The following is a 20,707-nucleotide window of genomic DNA, read 5'->3' on the forward strand; positions in this document are numbered from 1 at the left end:
CTTTATGAGGATTGCAATTTACGGGAGAGATTTTAACGATACGGTTTTACCATACGTTCAGGAGGTCTTTAACCATCTGGCCAGCCATCATATCCAACCCGTTTTATATTCGAAATTCAAAACTTCACTTCAGGGCAAAATTAAACTGCCCGAAAACACGGTTGTTTTCCATAACCATAGCGAGTTAAAAGAGCGGGCAGACGTATTACTGAGCTTGGGAGGCGATGGTACGCTTTTAGATACCTTGTCGCTGATCCGAAATTCCGGTATTCCCGTAATCGGGATTAATTTTGGCCGTTTAGGCTTCCTGGCCAGCATCAACAAAAATGAAATCGGCGAGGCATTACACGCCCTGATTAATAAAGAATATACCTTAGATACCCGCTCATTGCTTACTCTCGAGTCGGAAAACGGTTTGTTCGGCGAAGAAAACTTCGCATTGAACGATATTACCATTCACCGTCGCGATAATTCGGCGATGATGATCATCCATGCCTCAATGAACGATGAGTTTATCAACTCTTATTGGGCCGATGGATTGATTATTGCCACGCCGACAGGCTCTACAGCCTATTCTTTAAGCTGCGGTGGTCCTATTATTTATCCCGATTCAGAAAATTTTGTGATTACACCTATTGCACCGCACAATTTAAATGTAAGGCCGGTAGTGGTGCCTGATGATAATAAACTCTCTTTTGAGGTCGAAGCCAGGGAATCTAAGTTTTTGGTTTCGTGCGATAGCCGTACCGTAACCGTAGAACGTTCGGTAAAAATTACCATCAAAAAAGCCGATTTTTGTGTAAATCTTATCCGCCTCAACAATGAAACGTATTTAAACACGTTAAGGAATAAATTATTATGGGGAATAGATACCCGTAACTACTAGATATGACGCCAAATAAACTACGCTTCTTAATCCTCTTTTTTCTTTTGGGCGGACAGCTTGTTCGTGCGCAGGAGATGGGAGAGCCATCATGGGAGGTGGGTTTAATGGCAGGCGGTGCAGGTTATATGGGCGATTTGAACCAGAATAATCCTTTGCAAATCAGTGGACTTTCTGGTGGAGCTTATGTTAAACGCAATTTTAACCAGTATCTGGGGGTGCGTTTAAATTATACCCTGGGGCAGGTACAGGCAGATGATGCCAATTCAAGTAATGAGCAGTTTCGCGAAAGGAACCTGCGTTTTAAAACTACCCTGAACGAATTTAGCGGAATCATAGATTTTAATTTCTTCAATTTTAACCTTGGAGGCGGAACCCGTCAGTTTACGCCATATTTGTATGCAGGTGCTGGCTTAGTGGTTTTTAAACCCACTGTAAAGGTTGATGGCGAAAAATACCGTTTAGACCGCCTGGCTACCGAAGGTCAGGAAAATGGCTATAACAATGTGGCCCTAACCATTCCATATGGCCTGGGCTTAAGGTATAACTACAAAGATACTTGGAGTGTTTTTACCGAACTGGGCTATAGAACCCCCATGACAGATTATATTGATGATGTGAGTGGCCGCTATCCCGTTAACCCCGTTTTAGTGAGAAGTGGCCAGAATTGGGTGAATTTATCCGATCCTTCCGCTAATCAAATCGGATATCCCGGTACCCAAAGAGGCGATTTTAGAAAAAGGGATACTTATCTATTTGTTAGTGTTGGCATATCTTTTACCTTTGTATCCTCAAAATGCTATTCCTTTTAAGCTGATTTTGACATAATTAATGGGATTTAAAGAACAAATAGACTATAGCCGCCTGCCAAAGCACATTGCTGTAATTATGGATGGCAATGGAAGATGGGCAAAAGGCCAGGGAAAAGTGCGGGTTTTCGGACATGAGCAAGGTGTACTTTCTGTAAAAGATATTGTAGAAGGTTGCGTAGAGGTAGGTATTGAATACCTTACCCTTTATGCTTTTTCTACCGAAAACTGGAACAGGCCGAAAGAAGAGGTTGATGCTTTAATGCAGATTCTGATTTCGACCATCAACAACGAAACCGAAACACTTAATAAAAACAATATTAAGCTTAATGCCATTGGCAATATCGAATCATTACCGCAAGCCTGCATCAACGATTTGAAAGAAGCTATGGAGAAAACGGCCCACAATGAAAAATGTACGCTAACCTTAGCGTTGAGCTACAGTGCCAAGTGGGAAATTTTAGAAGCAGCCAAAAAAATTGCTGCCGAAGTTAAAAACGATACCATTTCTTTAGCAGACATAGACGAAGACCTGTTTTCGTCTAAATTAACAACAGTAAATATCCCCGATCCGGAGCTGATGATCAGGACAAGTGGCGAGCACCGGATTAGCAATTACCTGCTTTGGCAGATGGCTTATACCGAGTTTTATTTTACTGATGTTTTATGGCCGGATTTCCGTCGCGAAGATCTTTTCGAGGCCATTGTTGACTATCAAAAACGCGAACGCCGTTTTGGTAAAATTAGCGAACAATTAAACTAATTTTTCTTTTAACACTTTTTAACAAGCGTTTAAACTAACTTAGCACCACTTTTATACGATAAATGAAACCATAACGGGGTAACGGTTCAAAGAAAATTTGCTAGAAAAAACATCGTTGCCTTAGTGGCCATTACTGAACAAATTATTTTAATGAAAAGAATATTTCAAGTTTTAATCCTACTAGTTTTAGCCGCTCCGGCCTTCGCTCAAATACGTCCACAAGGTCAGGCGCCGGCAACCCCCTCTTTAAAGGTTGGTGGCTTAGATCTCGATTATTTTAGTCCAAAAGAATATATCATTGGTGGTACCACAGTAACCGGAACCCAATACTTAGATAAGGAGGTTTTAATTACCCTTTCTAAATTAACCAAAGGCGATAAAATTGTACTTCCGGGCGAAGCTACTTCTGATGCGATTAAAACGCTTTGGGCACAGGGCTTGTTTGATGATGTAAAACTCAATATCGAAAAGTTTGTTCAGGATTCAGTTTTTTTTGAAATTGAAGTGGTTGAGCGTCCGCGTTTAAGCTCTATCGATTTAAAAGGAATCAGCAAATCGCAAAGAACTGCTATTCAGGAAAAGCTGAACGATAAAACCGGTAAAATTGTAAACGATAACTTATACAATACCACTTCGGCTATCGTAAAAAAATACATGCTGGATAAAGGCTTTTTCTTTACCACTATCGATTATAAAACCCGTAAAGATCCGAATGCCGAAAACAGTGTGGTTTTAGAAGCTAACATTAACAAAGGGAGCCGTGTAAAAGTACAGCATATCGATTTTACCGGAAATACAGAGTTTAAATCGGCCAAGCTTAGAAAATTCCTTAAAAACCCTAAGCAATTTGCCTGGTGGCGTTTCTGGGGCTCAGGAAAATTCTCAAAAGAGAAATACGAAGAGAACAAGATCAAAATGATCGGCAAAATGCAGGAAAAGGGTTATCTGGATGCTACGCTTTTAAAAGATACCATTTTTCAGCACAACAGCAAAAGGGTAAATATCCGCATGGACCTTTACGAAGGAAAAAAATACTATGTGGGTAGCGTAACCTGGGCCGGTAATGCCATTTATCCGGATAGTATTTTAAATAAAGTATTAACCATCGAAAGAGGTGATGTATTTAGCGAAGAGCGCTTAAACAAAAAACTAAACGGTGGTGGCGAAAACGGTGGTGACATTAACAGTTTGTATACCGATAATGGTTATTTAACTTTCAACATCGATCCGGTTAAAACCATCCGTGGCGATACAGTTGATGTAGAGCTGCGCATGTACGAAGGTCCGCAGTATACCAACAACCGCATTACTTTAAAAGGTAACACCATTACCAACGATAAAGTAGTATTGCGCGAGATCCGTACCAAGCCGGGACAAAAATTTAACAAAAGTGATTTAATCCGTACCATTCGTGAGATTGGTCAGCTGGGTAACTTCGATGAGTCTAAAACCGTTCCAACCCCGCGCCCTAACCCGGCCGATGGTACAGTAGATATCGAATATGCCGTTGAAGAAAAACCTTCAGATCAGATTGAGCTTTCAGGTGGTTTTGGCGGTGGCCGTATTATCGGTACCCTGGGTTTAACCTTCAACAACTTCTCGTTGCGTAACCTGTTTAACTTAAAGGCTTACAAACCACTTCCAAAAGGGGATGGACAGAAATTAAGTTTACGTGGACAAACCAACGGTAAATATTACCAATCATACAGTTTCTCATTCTCTCAACCCTGGTTTGGTGGCGAGAAACCGGTAAGCTTCGGTGTAAGTGCATTTACTTCACTACAATCAAACGGTTTAAGCTCTGATAATGCTTCATTCCAGAAAATCCGTTTAAATGGTGTAACCGTAAGTTTGGGTAGAAGGTTAAATTGGCCTGATAACTATTTCCAGTTAAGCCATGCCATTAACTTGCAGCAGTACATCTTAAATAACTATGCAGGTTATTTGTTCAGCACCGGTACCTCTTATAACTTAAACTTATCACAAGAGATAAGCCGCGATTCAAGAGATTCGCCTATTTTCCCGAAATCAGGTTCGTTCCTGCGTTTCACTATTCAGGCTACGCCACCGTACTCGTTGTTTAACAAAACCAACTATGCAACGGCATCTGATAAAGAAAAATACCGCTTTACGGAATATCACAAATGGAAATTCGATTCGCAGTGGTATCAACGCGTAGTAGGCAATTTGGTTATCAAGGCTCAGGCACAGTTTGGTTTCTTAGGTCAGTATAACAAAGCCGTAGGTCAATCAGCGTTCGAGCGTTTTAAACTGGGTGGTGATGGTATGCAAGGTTTCGATTTCTTACAGGGATCTGAGCTGATTGCCATGCGTGGTTATTCGAACAATACCGTTATCCCGGTAGGTTCTGATCCAAACATTGCACAGCAATCTGGTAGCCCGATTTATACCAAGTATGTATTAGAGGCGCGTTATCCGGTTATTGCTAGTCAGCAGGCAACAGCTTTTGTTTTAGCCTTTGCTGAGGGTGGTAACACCTGGAACAGGTTCAGCGATTTTAACCCGTTCAATATCCGCAGATCGGTAGGTGTGGGTGCACGTATCTTCTTACCGATATTTGGTTTATTGGGTATTGATTATGGTTATGGTTTCGATGCGATCCCTGGATTGCCAGATGCGAACAAAGGACAGTTCCACTTCAGTATCGCACAACAATTAGGTGGATTTTAATTGATAAAGAGTAAAAAAATAACTAATTATGCAATAAATCGTTGCAAGTTGAGTTTAAACAAAACTTAGGTTATTAAAGATCATTAAAACACAAACACTTACAAATGAAAAAGTATCTTTTTATCGCATTCCTGCTTTGCACATCATTCGGTGCTTTTGCACAGAAGTTTGCTTATGTAGACACGGAGTATATTTTAAAACATTTACCGGAATATAAATCCGCATTAAGCCAGTTGGAAGTAGCTTCTAAACAATGGCAACAGCAGGTTGATCAGAACTTTTCTGAAATAGACCGCATGTACAAAGCTTACCAGGCCGATCAGGTTTTATTAACCGACGATATGCGCAAGCGCCGTGAGAATGAAATTATTGAAAAAGAAAAGCAGGCTAAAGAATTTCAACGTTCTAAATTTGGACCTGACGGAGAGCTTTTTCAGAGCAGAAGCAAACTGATTAAACCCATACAGGATAAAGTAGCGGATGCCATTAAACAAATTGCTAAAGCTAAATATCTGGATTTCATTTTCGATAAGAGCAGCGAAGCAACGATGATGATTTATGCCAGCAGCAGTTACGATGTAAGTAATGATGTAGTGGTAAAATTAGGTTACAAACCAGGGACTGTAAATAATTAGTATATTCGGCCCTTTGAATTTTAAGGAACAAACAATTAGAAAAAATAAAAAAAGTAAAATAGAACGATGAGAAAGTTAATTAACGTATTCTTTGTAGCAGCAGGTTTATTGTTTACAGCGAATATGGCAAGTGCACAACAAAAATTAGGGCACATTAATTCTGAAGAGGTATTTGCAAATTTACCTGATGCTAAAGCAGCTCAAACGACTTTAGAAACCTTGGGTAAACAAAAACAAGCTGATATTGATGCAATGATCAAAGAATATCAGACTAAATTGAAAAACGCACAAGACAAAGAAAAAACTTTAAGCGAGGCAAACAAAGAAACTGTAGGTAAAGAATTGCAGGCTGCTGGTGTTGAATTGCAGGATTTAGAGAAACGTATCACTGATGCCCGTACAAAAGCTTCACAAGATATCGGTACTAAACAAGGCGAATTGTTCCAGCCAATCCAGGCTAAAGTAGCAACTGCAATTTCGGCAGTAGCTAAAGAAAAAGGTTTAGCTTATGTTTTCGATATCGCAAACGGACAAGGTGGTAACAACTTAGTTTTCTGGGATGGTGGTGATGATATCACAGCTGCAGTTAAAACTAAATTAGGTATTTCGGCAACTGCTGCAAAACCAGCTGCACCTAAAAAGTAGTCCTGAGTCTGGAGTTCGGAGTCCAAAGTCTCCTTCCCGGTTCAAAATATAAAGCGGAATTAAGTTTAACTTAGTTCCGCTTTTTTGTTTTAGCCCATCTGGCGCCGTCCTGCTGAACTTGTTTCAGCATCTCAAATGAAATCATTATTTCTATGGTAATACTCTTTAGGGAATGCGCACTAATAGTGTGTCATCCTGAGCCTGTCGAAGGACTTTCTTAACTATTATTACATGACTTAGGAAGGTTTTAAAACGGGGAAATTTCCCTGAACACTTAAACCTCCCAACGTTTTAACTTTCCAACCCCCAGAGGCTGTAAGGTTCTGCTCCCTGAACATTACAACCTTCCAATGTTTTGAACTTTCCAACATTTAGATGTTGTAAGGCTCTGCTCCCTGAACATTCAAACCTTTCAACCTTCTAACTTTCCAACATTTAGATGTTGCAAGGCTCAGCTCCCTGAACATTTAAACGTTTCAACTTTCCAACATTTAACTTCTAAATTAAAACTACCTTTACAACCAGAATAAACAATTAACCCTAAATAAGCATGCAAGGTAGCGCCCCGATAGGTATTTTCGATTCAGGTTATGGAGGTTTAACGGTATTCCGCTCAATTGCCGATAAATTACCCGATTACAATTATATTTATTTAGGCGATAATGCCCGTTCGCCTTATGGCGATCATGCTTTCGATACCATTTACAAGTATACTTTAGAATGCGTTGAATGGCTTTTTGCCAAAGGTTGTCATTTGGTGATCCTGGCCTGCAATACCGCTTCGGCTAAGGCGCTTAGAACCATTCAGCAGCGCGATTTACCAGCTAAGTATCCCGATAGGCGTGTACTCGGCGTAATCAGGCCTACAGCCGAAGTAATAGATCAGTATACAACCACCAAACAAGTAGGAGTAATGGGGACCAGGGGAACGGTTAATTCGCAATCCTACCTGTTAGAAATCAATAAATTTTTCCCCGAAATACAAGTATATCAGCAGAGTTGCCCGATGTGGGTACCGCTGATTGAAAACAACGAACACCTGGAACCCGGAGCAGATTTTTTTATTAACGAATACTGCAATCAACTCTTGAATCAGTCGGCCGATATAGACTGTGTGCTGCTGGCCTGTACACATTACCCTTTATTAATGCCTAAACTGAAAAAGGTATTTCCTGATCATATCAACGTTCTGGCGCAGGGCGATATCGTAGCCAATAGTTTGGTTGATTATTTGACAAGGCATCCTGAAATCGAAGCAAAACTAGGTAAGCAAGGCGAAAGACATTTTTATACCAGTGGAGATCCGGCTGCATTTGATGCGCATGCCTCTATCTTTTTCGGCGAAGCATTGAAATCGGGTAAGATGTAATTTTTTTGGTTCATTGGTTCAATAGTCATTTGTTCATTGGTACTGTAAACTGCCCATTGAAAACTGTAATGAGGTTAATTGTTTAAATTGGTTAACTGAGAACCGCCAACTGTCAATTGCAAACTGGAACGGTTAACTGGTTAATTGTTTAAATTGGTTAATCGACTGCAAACTTCAAAAGAATATCGTCATTGCTAGGCTGGATTAGTGCGAGCCTGAGCAATCTTTTTTATAGGTTCTTCAGGTTTAATTGATTAAAACACGCCCAACGCTAAACTCCAGACTTTTTACTTTGATTTGTCGCTGCACACTGCAGGAAGGTTTCAAAGTAACTTTAATCTGTCGCTGCACGCTGCAGGAAGGTTTCAAAGTAACTTTGATTTGTCGCTGCACACTGCAGGAAGGTTTCAAAGTAACTTTGATTTGTTGCTGCACACTGCAGGAAGCTTTCAAAGTAAAATATGGATTTAGGCTATTTCGTTAGCTCACTCCAAGCTCCAAACTTCCAACTCCCAACTAAATGGTTAACTGGTTAATTGTTTAAATTGGTTAACTGAGAACCGCCAACTATCAATTGCAAACTGGAACGGTTAACTGGTTAATTGTTTAAATCGGTTAATCGACTGCAAACTGATAACTCCAAACTGCCAACTAACTACTGCGGCAACTGCTCAACCCTCACCAACACCGTTGGCGATGACAATGCATCTAAAAAAGCAACAACAGCATCTTTTTCGGCAATGCTTAGCTTTAAACCTTTTAGCAGCTTATCATTTTTAGGTAAAAGCGGATCGTTTACCTGCTCGGTTTTTACCCTTTGTACCGGCATGCCCACATTGTACATGTTCATTACACCATCCATATCGGGGAATAAACCGTTGTGAAACCATGGGGCGGTTTTCATCACGTTCCTTAAGCCCGGGGTTTTAAACTTACCCACATCTTCGGCCTTTTTAGTCACGTTGTACAAGCCTAAATCTTCGTATTTACGGCCATAATAAGTTAAACCATCGTTATGGAACTCGTTATCGGTAAAAAACGGACCGTTATGGCAATTGATACAACGTGCCTTGGTGCGAAACAAATTTAAACCCACCAATTGCTGATCGGTAAGTGCTTTTTTATCTTTGGCCAAAAAACGGTCGAAAGGCGTTCTGCGACTCACAATGCTGCGTTGAAAGGTAGCCAGACTTTCGAAAATGCGTTTATTGGTAATTTCCTTTGAGCCAAATGCGGCCATAAAGTAAGGTTGGTAACCTTTAATCTTACTCAGCTTTTTAGGCAAAATTTTCATGTCCTGGTGCATCTCGTTATGTGCCGCCACCGGACTACCGGCCTGCTCCTCGAGGCTGTTGGCCCGGCCATCCCAAAACAGTCGCTTGTAAAACCAAACATTCTCTAAAGAAGGGGCATTGCGGATATTGGCCAAATGATCGTGACCAATGGATACCTGACGACCGTCTGTCCAGTGCAAATCTGGCGCATGACAGCTCGAGCACGAAATCTGGTTGGAACCCGATAAACGCGGATCGAAAAATAAAATCTTACCCAGTTCAACCACCTTTTTTACTGAATCATTTTTTAAATCAACCGGAGAGGGTGGAAGTTCGCCCAGTTCCTGAAATACCGCTCCTGCATCTACGGTAGGCTTTGGCCATTGGCTGGTAGGTTTTGAATAAACTTTGCGCAGACTATCAATACTCAACTCATCGTCGTCATTAAAATTAGCCGATTGAAAAGAAAATAGGATTAATCCGGTGAGGGCAAGAGCAAGAATGGCAAAAATTTTATTCATGGGTTAAAAATACAGGTTTAAGCTGATATTAGAAGAAAAACGGTCTTTGCCTGGGGTATAGGTTAATACCCGGCCAAAATCTTTTAAATCTTCTCTTCTCCAGTAAGTAAGGGCAACTTTAATACCTGCCTGAATTTGTTTAAACATAGGGATACTGTAATCTCCAGATAGGTTAGCGCCAAATTTCGAGGTTGTGTTGTAAGCGTAATCGTAGTAAATTACATTTCTGGTGAATACGCCCTCATTAGCTAAAAGCACGCTGAAATCAGAATCAAGATATTGATTGTATAAGCCAGTTAAACTCAAACCCCAATTATGGTTGTTTTTATTCTGGTGGTTTATGCCATAGCTAAGTGAGTAATTCAACTGGTTAAATCCAATATCATTTCCGGCAATACCATCTTGCTTGCGTTCTTTGTATTTACTTAAACTTAAGCCAAAATTATGGGTGATTTGATTCTTAATTAACGAGAAATAGCCTTTTGCTGTGATAGTATTGTTTTTATACAAATAGCTATTAGCGAGATAAACATTTAAATAATTATAGCCATTATTTTTAGTGTAACTTAAGTCTGCGCTAAATCTGTTTGAAGCATTCTTTTTTAACCAAAAAAGTCGATAATTTTCACGTACTAAATTAAAACTAATATATTCTAAAATCCCTGATGAAGTTCGATAATCAAACTTTTGCTTTTCTTTTGATGTTTGAAAAGTGAAATTAAAGCTTCCCATCTTTTCATTCTCAAAAGTTAAATAAGCATCGAGTCCATCTCTTGTTTGGCTATTCTGAAAGGTCCTTCTCTCATTATATTCTTCTCCCTCTCCATAACCATTTATCAAATAATTGGTAAACTCCGGAATTACTTTGCCTTGAGATAGGCTATTATTTTTATAGGCAACATTTACTTTTTCTAAACCATAACCATGCCTGTAAGCCGCTCCTATAGCTAATTCTTTCGTAATATTATAACCAATTGATGCAACCAGATTTAGTTGATAATCGCTAATTTCTCCGCGAGGATCATTAGTAGAATAATGGTTGCCTATCCTGTAATCGGCACCTAAGCCAAAAGGCAAATTCTCATTTAGTAAATTTTTACTAGCTAAAGCTTTTAGGTTGTAAACTGTTCTTTGATAATTTAGATTTTTAACAGAACCAAAATAGTATGGATTTGCTAAATTGTTTCTGGTTTGGTGTGAAAATGATGTACTATCTTCTACAGATCTATTGTATGAAAACAAACCCCATAATGTGATAGATTTAAGTTGTGAAATTCCTTCTGTGCTTAAAGCTGTTGTGTTAACTTGTGTCGCATCCTGGGCTTTCATCAAATGTCCCTTCTCGAAAATTTGATTAATACTTAAGCTATTAAAAGTTAAAGGCATTAACTTTTTAATAAAAAAAGGACTCGTTTTTGCAAAGTCATAGGCGCTGAATTGAGCTGAATCTGCAGAGAATTGTCTGTTATTTGTTGCTGTATTTAAAGCATCATTAACCTGAGCTGACCCGGTAAATGCGATGCCAAAAAATAAGAATATAGATAGAAAGGTATGCTTCATTTTAATTTTATGAGATATTTTGACCATGGATAATTATTTAAATCCTCTCGGATTGGCAAGCGGCAGGTAGTCAAAATCCTCTGCTGAATTATTGGTATCTTTTAAAATTATCCTTCCATTTACGATAGCTTCCGTTTTTCTGATTACAGATTGGGAGGAATATATTCCGTTGGGAACATACGTATACAAGGCATCCAGGCTTGCAACAAGCTTTTTAGGTACTCGTGATGTCGCTACGTTGGTTTGAGTCTCCACGGCATCGATAATTAAGGAGAGTGGAATCTGATAATATTTATCAGCACTTGCGCTTGGTGGAGCAATGGTTGGATATGGATATTTAGGTAAATCTTTAATAGGCGTTGTACCTGTGTTTTTAAAAATAACATAACCCATTCTACCACTAGTTTCCAAAATTAGATCGGTTCCATTGTAAGATAAAACGTCAACATTGGGTACTAAAGGATTGTCGATATCTGAAGCAAGAGGGCGTGGCAGGAAAGGGGCATAATAGGCTTCGAAATCTGCACCACTCAAATCAATTGTTAAAGATGGGTCTCGTGCCGTAATTACTTTCCCATCAGAGCCAGTAAAAGGGGCTTTATGGTTTACAGCAGTTTGTGCCAATACAATACTCTTGCCTGGTTGCACCGGATATTGCTTTCCGGTTCCAGGGATCATCAATAAGGCTCTGGTATAGACATAATCATTATTGGCATCAACATCCGTAGGCATTCCCTGGGCTTTACTCCAATCATACTGGCTGTTCGTTTGTCTGTAAATATTCACAGCAGTAAAGTTTTGGATGCCTAATGCTTCGCCGATATATAAACTATCGGCATACAATACAGAATCTGAGTTGTTATAAATTTCAATAAATTGATCTCTAAAACTAGCGCCTGTTGTAGTGTTAGATCCAGCAAAATAGATTTGCTTAATTACCCATGGGCCAGTTGGGCCAGCAATAAGTTTTAAATTGATACTTTGGCCGTTTTCAATGGTGATGATTCTTGCTTTTTCTGATGCATTAAAAACCACATTTTTAGTCACTGTTTCTCCTGTAAGGGCAGAATATTCAGAAGCTGAAATTTCTATCGAGGCTGAAATATCATAGGTTCCTGGTGAAATAGAATCTAGAGAAAATGTACCATCAGCTTTAGTGTCATAAATGTTTTCTTTATTGTTCTTGTTGTTCTTAAATGTAAGTTTAACTTTTGCAATTGGTAAAATCTTTGCAAGATCAGCAGAAGCATATGATGCGATAACTTTGAATTGTACCGGATGGATTTCTGGCGTATTCCCCTGGTATTTTTTACAGGCTGTGAACAGAAATATAATAGCAGTTGCTACGAATATTATTTTTTTCATCATCTTATAGTTTAATCGATAATTCGGCACCAAATGTTGGGCTGGTATTTGGATATTTATATGTACCAGCTGGGGTAACATAATAAGGCTGGTAATTAAATACATTGTATACATTAAAAGCGAATTTGAAACGCTTCTTAATCTCCTTTGCAATGCTCATGTGGTAATTTGAGAATATACGAGGAAGATTTGCTTCGGCCTGTTGCTCTGGAGTTTTATATAAATGACCATAGGAAGTATTATTCTTATCGAAATTTGTAATGGCTATATATTGATTGGTGCTTGTGTAATAACCAAGCGGAATTCTTGAGCTTTCTGGGCTGATAACTTTATCTAATAATTGGAATTCTGCAATAAAAGAAACCACAAGGCTTAGCTTTGGGATATGGGTTAAACTGGTAATTCTTCCTGTGCTGAAATACGCTCTCGTATTTTTTGGTTCATAAACACCAATATATGCGTAGTTTGGATCATTAGGTACAGTGGTTGGGATTTCACTACTTAATGAATTATAGAGCGAACGTGATTTAGTTTTAAAAAGCCCACCACTAATGTTAAATGAAGTTTTGATCTGTTTAATCTCCGGGGTGTTTAAAATCAGTTCAAAACCTTGATTATCAGATAAAAGATCATTTTTGAATACTGAATAATTAATGGCATATGCTTTTGTGCCTGTTTGATTAATTGTTGGTTTTGCACCACTATTAATCGTTGCAGTATAGGTTGGTAGAAAAATGCTCTGTAAATTTTGAACGGTAGATATGCCACCCCGCGATTTTTTATTGAAAGCAGTTAAGGAAAGGTTAAATTTATCAATTTTTAATTGTGCAGATAATTCAATGCTTTCGCTCCTTGATGGTTTTAACCCTACACTAGTAGGTTCGTAACGCTCTACATAAACCAGATAGGTGCTTTCATTTACCTTGCCATTATAGGCATTTAACAATGGCACTTCAAAAAACGTTGGCCCTGGAAAACGTTGTGCTAGGCCAGGCGATTTATACGATAAACCATAAGCTACACCAAATCTAAGGTTTTTATTTACTTCGTAATTGATATTTGTTCTTGGTGATATTGAAGTATATCCATTTTGTATATCAGATCTTATTCCGGCACGGATATTTAAGGGTCTACCCATTACAGTTGCGGTAAAAAGATCTTCAATATAAAAACCAAGGTCTTTCTGAGCAAGTGCTAGCCTGAAGTCGTAATAGCGTTCTGAACTTTTTGTACCTAAAGAAGTACTTGCAATTCTTGTTGTACCCCTCGGCTCATTCGGATCAATGGTTTGGCCCAACCCTTTGTTTGCGCTATAGCTAAAGCTGGTACCAAAAGACAGGTTGTGTACCAAATTTCCTGTTGCAAACCCTCCCGTGAAATCCAAATTAGCTGATGCGGTAATCGGACGGCCATCTATCAGCGATTTTGCAGTATAAACTCCTGAATCATAATATCCTTCATGTATTCCTGTGGTAGTTGCTGTACTATATAATACATACGCATCATTTACTAACTCTTCTTTATAACTAACCTGATGTCCTTCCGCATATCTTAAATTTAGGCCCACATTTTTTAGGAAGCCGTTGTTGAAACGATAATTGCTTCTGTTTGCAATACTAAAATTCCAGCTGTCAAATTTGGTTCTCGTACTTTTTTCATCATCCGGATCGAATTTAATCCCATCTAGATTCCTGCCATAATCTAAACTAAAAGTATTCTTTAGTTGTTTACTTTTTCCAAAAGAATTTGTCCACATGGTGTTGGTGGTTACCCTCCGGTAAGCTTTTAATTTATCGCGGTTATCTTGAAACGAATTAACGTAATTTACCCCAACATTTATTGATCCATATTTTGGACTGATTTCAAAACCCTTGGAGAAACTATATGAAGTGGCATTATCGCGCAACTGCATGCGTACATAAGCAGGCGATTTACCGGCCTGGCGTTCAATAATGATCGCTCCATCTGTTAAATCGCCATATTTTACTGGTGCCACACCTGGAATAACCTCAATACTTTCAATATTATCGGCAGGGATTTGACGTAAGTCTGTTCCGCCAAAGGTGTAATCTCCGGTGTAGCCTGTTCTGTCCTGCTCGCCAGTTCCTCTTATCCCGTATGATCCACTTTTTACAAATGATAAGCCTACTCCACCTGCTCTACCAGCATTAAAACTTTGCATGTTGGCATTATTGCTAATGGTGTTTCCATCCATAATAATGGCAATACCGAATGCATTATTGAGCTCGAATGCGCCTTTCCCATCAGTAGTAGGTGCATAGGCAGCCCTTAAATTAATATTTTGAACATTTTGTAGTGAAGGTGGCTGGATTTTCCTATTCGGAATCTGATTCAGCAAATCGTTTACGCTCAATGCCGGAGTTTGTTCAATCATATCTCTGGTAATAATCAGCGAGGAGTTGGTTGAACCCGAATAATTCCGCTTGGCGTTGATCTCGATATTCTCCAGACTTAGATCTAAAACCTTTAACTGAATATTTCCAAGATTAGTTTCTCCGGCTTTAACAGTTACGGGGACGCTTAACTTCTGGTAGCCGATGTAAGAAAACTCGAGGGTTAAAACGTTGTTCGTTTCCGAACCGTTAACCCTGAACATGCCATACTTATCGGTAATGGCATATTGGTTGGTTTCTACAATTTTAATGTTAACAAGCTCCAATGGCTTATTTTGCGGGTCGACCACTTTTCCGGTAACCACGTTCTTGATTTGCGCCAGCGCAGTGTAACAAATAAAGAAGAATAATAGGGATGTGTAAAGTTTTTTCAATTTAGACTAAATCTTAATAACGTTGCAAAGGTGTGAATTCTACACTAACTATGCAAATTATTTAGAAAGATTCTAATTAATAATACGAATTGTAGGGAAATAAAGGATCTTTAAGCTGTCTGTCAGCCTAAACTCATCATAATAAAAGAAAGCATTTTTGTTTAGGTTCTGATGATTTAAAAAGATAACTTTGCCGCTTCAAACCCACACAATGAGTGATCAGATAAAACACGAATGCGGAATCGCTTTCATTCGCCTGTTAAAACCACTTTCTTACTACCAGCAAAAGTACGGTACAGCACTTTACGGCCTTAACAAATTATACCTTTTAATGGAAAAACAGCATAACCGGGGCCAGGATGGCGCAGGTATTGCTACCATTAAGCTGGATATGAAACCTGGAAGCAGGTACATTAGCCGATACCGGAGCATGGCCTCTAATGCGGTAGCGGATATTTTCGAATATGTGCAGAACAAATTTGTCGATATCCAGGAAAACACGCCTGAATTAATGCAGGATACAGAATGGCTCAAAAACAACGTAAGCTTTATTGGCGAGGTGTTATTGGGTCATTTGCGTTATGGTACACATGGTAAAAACAGTATTGAAAATTGCCACCCCTTTTTAAGGCAAAACAACTGGATGACCCGTAACCTGGTAATTGCCGGTAACTTTAACATGACTAATGTTGACGAGTTATTGGAACAATTATACGAATTGGGACAACATCCGAAAGAAAAGGCAGATACGGTTACAGTACTGGAAAAAATCGGTCACTTTTTAGATGACGAGAACCAGGAGCTTTTCGATCAGTACAAAAAAGAAGGACATGACAATGTTGCGATTACGCAAAAAATTGCCGAACACTTAGACATTGCCAACATCCTTCGCCGCTCGGCTAAAACCTGGGATGGTGGTTACTCGATTTGTGGTATGGTTGGTAATGGCGATTCGTTCATCATGCGCGATCCTGCAGGTATCCGCCCGGCATATTACTATTACGATGATGAAATTGTGGTTGCAGCTTCTGAGCGTCCTGCATTACAAACTGCATTCAACATTCAGTTCAAAGATGTTAAAGAGATTGATCCAGGTCATGCTTTAATTATCAAGAAAAACGGCGAGGTAAGCATGGAGCAGTTCCGCGAGCCTACCGAAAGATTATCTTGCTCATTTGAGCGCATTTATTTCTCGAAAGGAAGTGATGTTGAAATTTACCGCGAACGTAAACAGCTAGGTCGTTTATTGAGCGATAAAATTTTGAAAGCCGTTAACTACGATTTAAAAAACACGGTATTTTCTTTCATCCCGAATACTGCCGAAGTGGCCTTTTTCGGTATGGTTGATGGCGTACAGCGTTATGTACGTAACCTTCAGAAAGAAACACTTTTACATAAAAAGGAGCAGCTAAACGACGAGCAGTTAGACGAGTTGTTATCGCTGGCGCCAAGGGTAGAAAAATTGGCGGTTAAAGATGTGAAGCTACGTACTTTTATTACGCAGGATGCGGATAGAAGCGAAATGGTAGCTCACGTGTACGATACTACTTATGGTATTATCAACAACCACCAGGATACTTTGGTAGCTTTAGACGATTCGATTGTTCGGGGTACTACACTTAAGCAAAGTATCATTAAAATTGTAGATCGTTTACATCCTAAGAAAATTATCATTGTTTCTTCGGCACCTCAAATCCGTTACCCTGATTGTTATGGTATAGATATGAGCCGTATGGGACAGTTTGTAGCTTTTGATGCAGCGATACAATTGCTTACCGAGCGCGGTATGTGGCAGGTAATTGAAGATGTTTACACCAAATGTAAAGCTTCGTTATTATTGCCTAAAGAGGAGATTGTAAACCATGTTAAAGATATTTACAAGCCTTTTACACCAGAAGAAATTTCGGCCAAAATTGCGCAGATTATTACCCCAAAAGGTACTGTTGCTGAGGTTGAAGTAATTTACCAAAGTTTGGAGAACCTGCACGAAGCTTGTCCGAAAAACAAAGGTGACTGGTATTTCTCTGGAAATTACCCTACCCCGGGTGGTAACAAAGTGGTTAACAAAGCTTTTGTTAACTGGAAAGAAGGAAATAACCAAAGGGCTTACTAGGCCCCTAAATCCCCTAAAGGGGACTTGAATAACGAATAGCTCATATCGCAGATATGGGCTATTTTTTTTGTTTTTTACCACAGAGAACATGAAGCTTGCACAGAGAAATAGAGAGTAGTATTCCACTCGAAACGACGATCCTGTAGGCGATTTTTACCACTAAGGCACAAGGGTACAAAGCAGATTTCCAACATTTGCTCCGGTGATATTCCGTTAATGTATTACCTTTTCGTACCTAAACCTGACATTCGCGGAAAGCCCGGAGGCCGGTTTTTCACCGGGCGAGGACTTGCAGCATTGGCAGGACTAACGTTTAACAGCAGCACAGGCATTGCTTTTCAAAAAAAAATACACAACTAAAACACAAGGGCACCAAATGGCATTTAATACGCGGAGGCTAATAAATTGTGGTAAATTTTATGCGTAAAACTTAAGGTAGGTTTTAATAATGAGCCAGAAAGCGAAAAAGATGATTACCACACCAGCAATTTTATTCAGCTTTTTAAGGGCATCTTCCTTTATTTTATAACGGAGTTTACTGGAGTAAAAACTCTTGGCGCCATCGATACTGAGTTGGGTGGCCATGGCAATGAAAAAGCAAACCAGCTTTTCGTTAAGCATGTTGTTAAGCTTAACCGATATAATACCGCTCACAATAATCCAGAACATGAGGGTAGAAGGGGTGAGGATGCACATTAAAAAACCTTTGAGCACATAACCCCGTTTGCTTACTTTTTGAAGGGTGGTACTATCGTAATGCACAGTGATTTTAGAAACCAGGTAATATATGCCGACAGCAAGCAGAAACACCCCACCAATACTCCCTACATATTTATCGAATTCGGCTTTATAATCGAAAAACTGACTGCCGAAAAGTACTAAGCCAATGAGGATAACATCACTGATAATCACCCCAACTGCTAAAGAAAAACCTGCTTTGAAGCCCCTTTCTATGCTGGTTTTAATCATTGCGAAAAATACCGGCCCTGTTAAAAACGACGAAATAATCCCTGCTCCTATACCTAGTAATATGGCTTCAAACATGCATTGTGTTGTTTAGAATATGCGAATATGCAATTTTATACCTAAACATATAACATTTATTTTTGTTGCACAGGTTGCATAAAAAATACTGGTTATTAATTTTTTTTATTTATGTTTAGACCCACTAAAACTAAATTTATAATATGAATTCAGAACAAACACAAACCAAGTGGGGGCAGTTTATCCCGCTGGTCACTGTATTCTTCTTTTGGGGCTTTGTAGCCGCCAGTAACGACATTCTCATCCCGGTATTTAAAAAGGCTTTTGATTTATCGCAAGCCGAAAGTCAGTTAGTTTCTTTGGCATTTTACATTGCATATACGGTGGGTGCAGTAATCTACAATGTAATCTCCGTTATTATGGGACAAGATATTGTAAATAAACTGGGCTATAAAAATTCATTGTCACTCGGTTTGGTTATCTCTGCAGCAGGTACCTTACTTTTTTACCCGGCTGCTAATCTTCACTCTTTCCCATTAATGCTTTCGGGCTTGTTTATTGTAGCTTTGGGTTTCTCTTTACAGCAAACTGTTGCCAATCCGCTGGCCATTGCTTTGGGGCCAATTAAAACAGGTTCACAACGTTTAACATTAGCTGGCGGTATTAATAACTTTGGTACTACCATTGGACCGCTTATTGTAAGTTTTGCCATTTTTGGTTCGGCTGCAAATGCAAACACCAACATTAGTGTAGAAAGTGTTAAAATTCCTTATTTGATTTTGGGAGTAGCTTTTATTGCAGTGGCGATTTTCTTAAAAATGTCATCGTTGCCTGATCGACCTGCTTTAGTGGAAGCCTCGGCAGAAGATACTAAATCGATTAAGGGGTCAGCATTGAACTATCCACAACTTGTTTTGGGTATGATTGCCATCTTCGTTTATGTAGGTGTTGAGGTTTCGACGGCGAGTAACTTGCCAGCCTACATGGAGAAAGATTTAGGTTTCGAAATTAAAGATATTGCACCCTATATTTCGTTATACTGGGCCAGCATGATGATTGGTCGTTGGACCGGTGCTGTTGAAGCTTTTACCGATAATGTGAGCACGCAAAAAGTATTGCGTTTTATTGCACCTTATTTAGCCTTTGGTATTTTCCTGGTAGTAAACGCAATTGCAAAACATGATTTAGCTCCTTTTTACGTTTATGCAGCTATTATTCTGGTATTAATTGTAGCAGATATGGCCAGTAAAGGTAACCCGGCCCGGATGTTATTGATTTTCTCGGGTATCGGTATTACTGCTTTATTAATCGGTATGTTTACTACAGGTATGACGAGTGTTTATGCCATTACAAGCGTTGGTTTGTTCTGCAGTACGTTATGGCCATGTATTTTTACTTTAGCTGTTAGTGGCTTAGGTAAACATACCAGTCAGGGTAGTAGCTTCTTAATCATGATGATTATGGGCGGTGGTATCATCAGCTGGTTGCAAGGTTATGTTTCTGAGTTTACAGGTATTCAGTATAGCTATATTGTAGGAATTATCTGCTTTGCTTACCTGGCATTTTATGCCTGGAGAGTAGCAGCGATATTAAGATCACAAGGAATTAACTTCGATCAGAAAATTTCTGGCGGACATTAATTTTTAATCAACTAATTTAGCAGCCACAAAGATGCATTTCTTTGTGGCTTTTTTATTTCAACAAATGACAGATAAACCGAGTTTCGATTCTATTTTTATGAACCTGGCCACCGATTTGGCCGCCCGCTCACATTGTGTGCGTGCGCATGTAGGTGCAGTTTTAACAAAAGATACACGCATTATTTCTATCGGTTACAACGGGCCGCCGGCAGGCACCCATAATTGTGATGAGGAATGGCCGGAGCATGGTTGTGCCCGCGACAGTAAAGGAAGCTGTTCTCTGGCTCTGCATGCCGAAGAAAATGCAATCCTTTACGCCTCTAAAAACGGAGCGAAGATTGAAGGTTGTACGCTGTATACTACTTTATCGCCTTGCATTGCCTGCGCGCGGCTTATTTTATCATCAGGTATCAAACTGGTTTATTATTCTAAATCTTATGCAACCTACAAAGGCTTACCAAGTGATGAAGGTGTTGACTTTTTGAGAAAGTTTGGTGTGGAAGTGATTTTGCTGGAATCGTAGGTGTTCATTAGTTCATTTGCCATTGGTAACTGCAAGTTGTATACAGGTTAACCGGTTAATTGTTTAAACCGGTTAATTGAGGAAACTAATTAGCAATTTATCTGTCCATTTTTAACTTCGGACTTCGGACTACCGACTCCTGAC

15 protein-coding genes are annotated in these 20,707 nt (G+C 39.3%); 10 read left to right on the forward strand and 5 right to left on the reverse strand.

Annotated features, from left to right (window positions below; translation table 11 throughout):
* The first annotated feature begins 4 nt into the window (after window positions 1–4).
* The 7 genes from BLR37_RS20320 (at window position 5) to murI (ending at window position 7,795) form a co-directional block, all read left to right on the forward strand.
* On the forward strand, window positions 5–886 hold the full coding sequence (locus BLR37_RS20320) for an NAD kinase (protein ID WP_039477489.1): 882 nt from the start codon (window positions 5–7) through the stop codon (window positions 884–886).
* Between the two features lie 2 nt (window positions 887–888).
* Window positions 889–1,695, forward strand: a complete 807-nt coding sequence (porG, locus tag BLR37_RS20325) for a type IX secretion system protein PorG (protein WP_090771821.1) — start codon at window positions 889–891, stop codon at window positions 1,693–1,695.
* 19 nt (window positions 1,696–1,714) lie between these two features.
* Window positions 1,715–2,455 (forward strand): isoprenyl transferase, encoded by a 741-nt coding sequence (locus BLR37_RS20330; protein ID WP_090771823.1) that lies wholly within the window; start codon window positions 1,715–1,717, stop codon window positions 2,453–2,455.
* 150 nt (window positions 2,456–2,605) lie between these two features.
* The gene (gene bamA, locus BLR37_RS20335; RefSeq protein ID WP_090771908.1) at window positions 2,606–5,146 is read left to right on the forward strand and encodes an outer membrane protein assembly factor BamA; all 2,541 of its coding nucleotides are present in this window, start codon (window positions 2,606–2,608) and stop codon (window positions 5,144–5,146) included.
* 104 nt (window positions 5,147–5,250) lie between these two features.
* Window positions 5,251–5,781, forward strand: a complete 531-nt coding sequence (locus BLR37_RS20340) for an OmpH/Skp family outer membrane protein (RefSeq protein WP_039477501.1) — start codon at window positions 5,251–5,253, stop codon at window positions 5,779–5,781.
* A gap of 66 nt (window positions 5,782–5,847) precedes the next feature.
* Entirely contained in the window at window positions 5,848–6,426 is a 579-nt protein-coding gene (locus BLR37_RS20345; RefSeq protein ID WP_039477502.1) for an OmpH/Skp family outer membrane protein, read from the forward strand.
* 550 nt (window positions 6,427–6,976) lie between these two features.
* Window positions 6,977–7,795, forward strand: coding sequence for a glutamate racemase (gene murI, locus BLR37_RS20350; protein WP_090771826.1), 819 nt, complete (start codon window positions 6,977–6,979; stop codon window positions 7,793–7,795).
* 655 nt (window positions 7,796–8,450) lie between these two features.
* On the opposite strand, the gene BLR37_RS20355 is transcribed toward murI, so the two are convergent.
* The 4 genes from BLR37_RS20355 to BLR37_RS20370 are packed head-to-tail and all read right to left on the reverse strand — an operon-like array spanning window position 8,451 to window position 15,303.
* The gene (locus BLR37_RS20355) at window positions 8,451–9,590 is read right to left on the reverse strand and encodes a cytochrome-c peroxidase (protein ID WP_090771828.1); all 1,140 of its coding nucleotides are present in this window, start codon (window positions 9,588–9,590) and stop codon (window positions 8,451–8,453) included.
* 3 nt (window positions 9,591–9,593) lie between these two features.
* Window positions 9,594–11,177, reverse strand: a complete 1,584-nt coding sequence (locus BLR37_RS20360; protein WP_143009633.1) for a DUF6850 family outer membrane beta-barrel protein — start codon at window positions 11,175–11,177, stop codon at window positions 9,594–9,596.
* A 6-nt stretch (window positions 11,178–11,183) separates the two neighbouring features.
* Window positions 11,184–12,518: a DUF4876 domain-containing protein gene (locus BLR37_RS20365; RefSeq protein ID WP_167356653.1), complete on the reverse strand. Its 1,335-nt coding sequence runs from the start codon at window positions 12,516–12,518 to the stop codon at window positions 11,184–11,186.
* A gap of 1 nt (window position 12,519) precedes the next feature.
* Window positions 12,520–15,303, reverse strand: a complete 2,784-nt coding sequence (locus BLR37_RS20370; protein ID WP_090771834.1) for a TonB-dependent receptor domain-containing protein — start codon at window positions 15,301–15,303, stop codon at window positions 12,520–12,522.
* Window positions 15,304–15,514: 211 nt separating this feature from the next.
* Here BLR37_RS20370 and BLR37_RS20375 point away from each other — a divergent pair, with 211 nt between their 5' ends.
* Entirely contained in the window at window positions 15,515–17,416 is a 1,902-nt protein-coding gene (locus BLR37_RS20375; RefSeq protein ID WP_090771836.1) for an amidophosphoribosyltransferase, read from the forward strand.
* Window positions 17,417–17,833: 417 nt separating this feature from the next.
* On the opposite strand, the gene BLR37_RS20380 is transcribed toward BLR37_RS20375, so the two are convergent.
* On the reverse strand, window positions 17,834–18,460 hold the full coding sequence (locus BLR37_RS20380) for a LysE family translocator (RefSeq protein WP_039477510.1): 627 nt from the start codon (window positions 18,458–18,460) through the stop codon (window positions 17,834–17,836).
* Window positions 18,461–18,603: 143 nt separating this feature from the next.
* On the opposite strand from BLR37_RS20380, the gene BLR37_RS20385 reads away from it, so the two are divergent.
* Window positions 18,604–20,040, forward strand: a complete 1,437-nt coding sequence (locus BLR37_RS20385) for an MFS transporter (protein ID WP_090771838.1) — start codon at window positions 18,604–18,606, stop codon at window positions 20,038–20,040.
* Window positions 20,041–20,104: 64 nt separating this feature from the next.
* Window positions 20,105–20,563 (forward strand): deoxycytidylate deaminase, encoded by a 459-nt coding sequence (locus tag BLR37_RS20390; RefSeq protein WP_090771910.1) that lies wholly within the window; start codon window positions 20,105–20,107, stop codon window positions 20,561–20,563.
* The last annotated feature ends 144 nt before the right edge of the window (window positions 20,564–20,707 follow it).

This window comes from Pedobacter soli (assembly GCF_900101435.1).
In the GTDB taxonomy this organism is placed as follows: domain Bacteria; phylum Bacteroidota; class Bacteroidia; order Sphingobacteriales; family Sphingobacteriaceae; genus Pedobacter; species Pedobacter soli.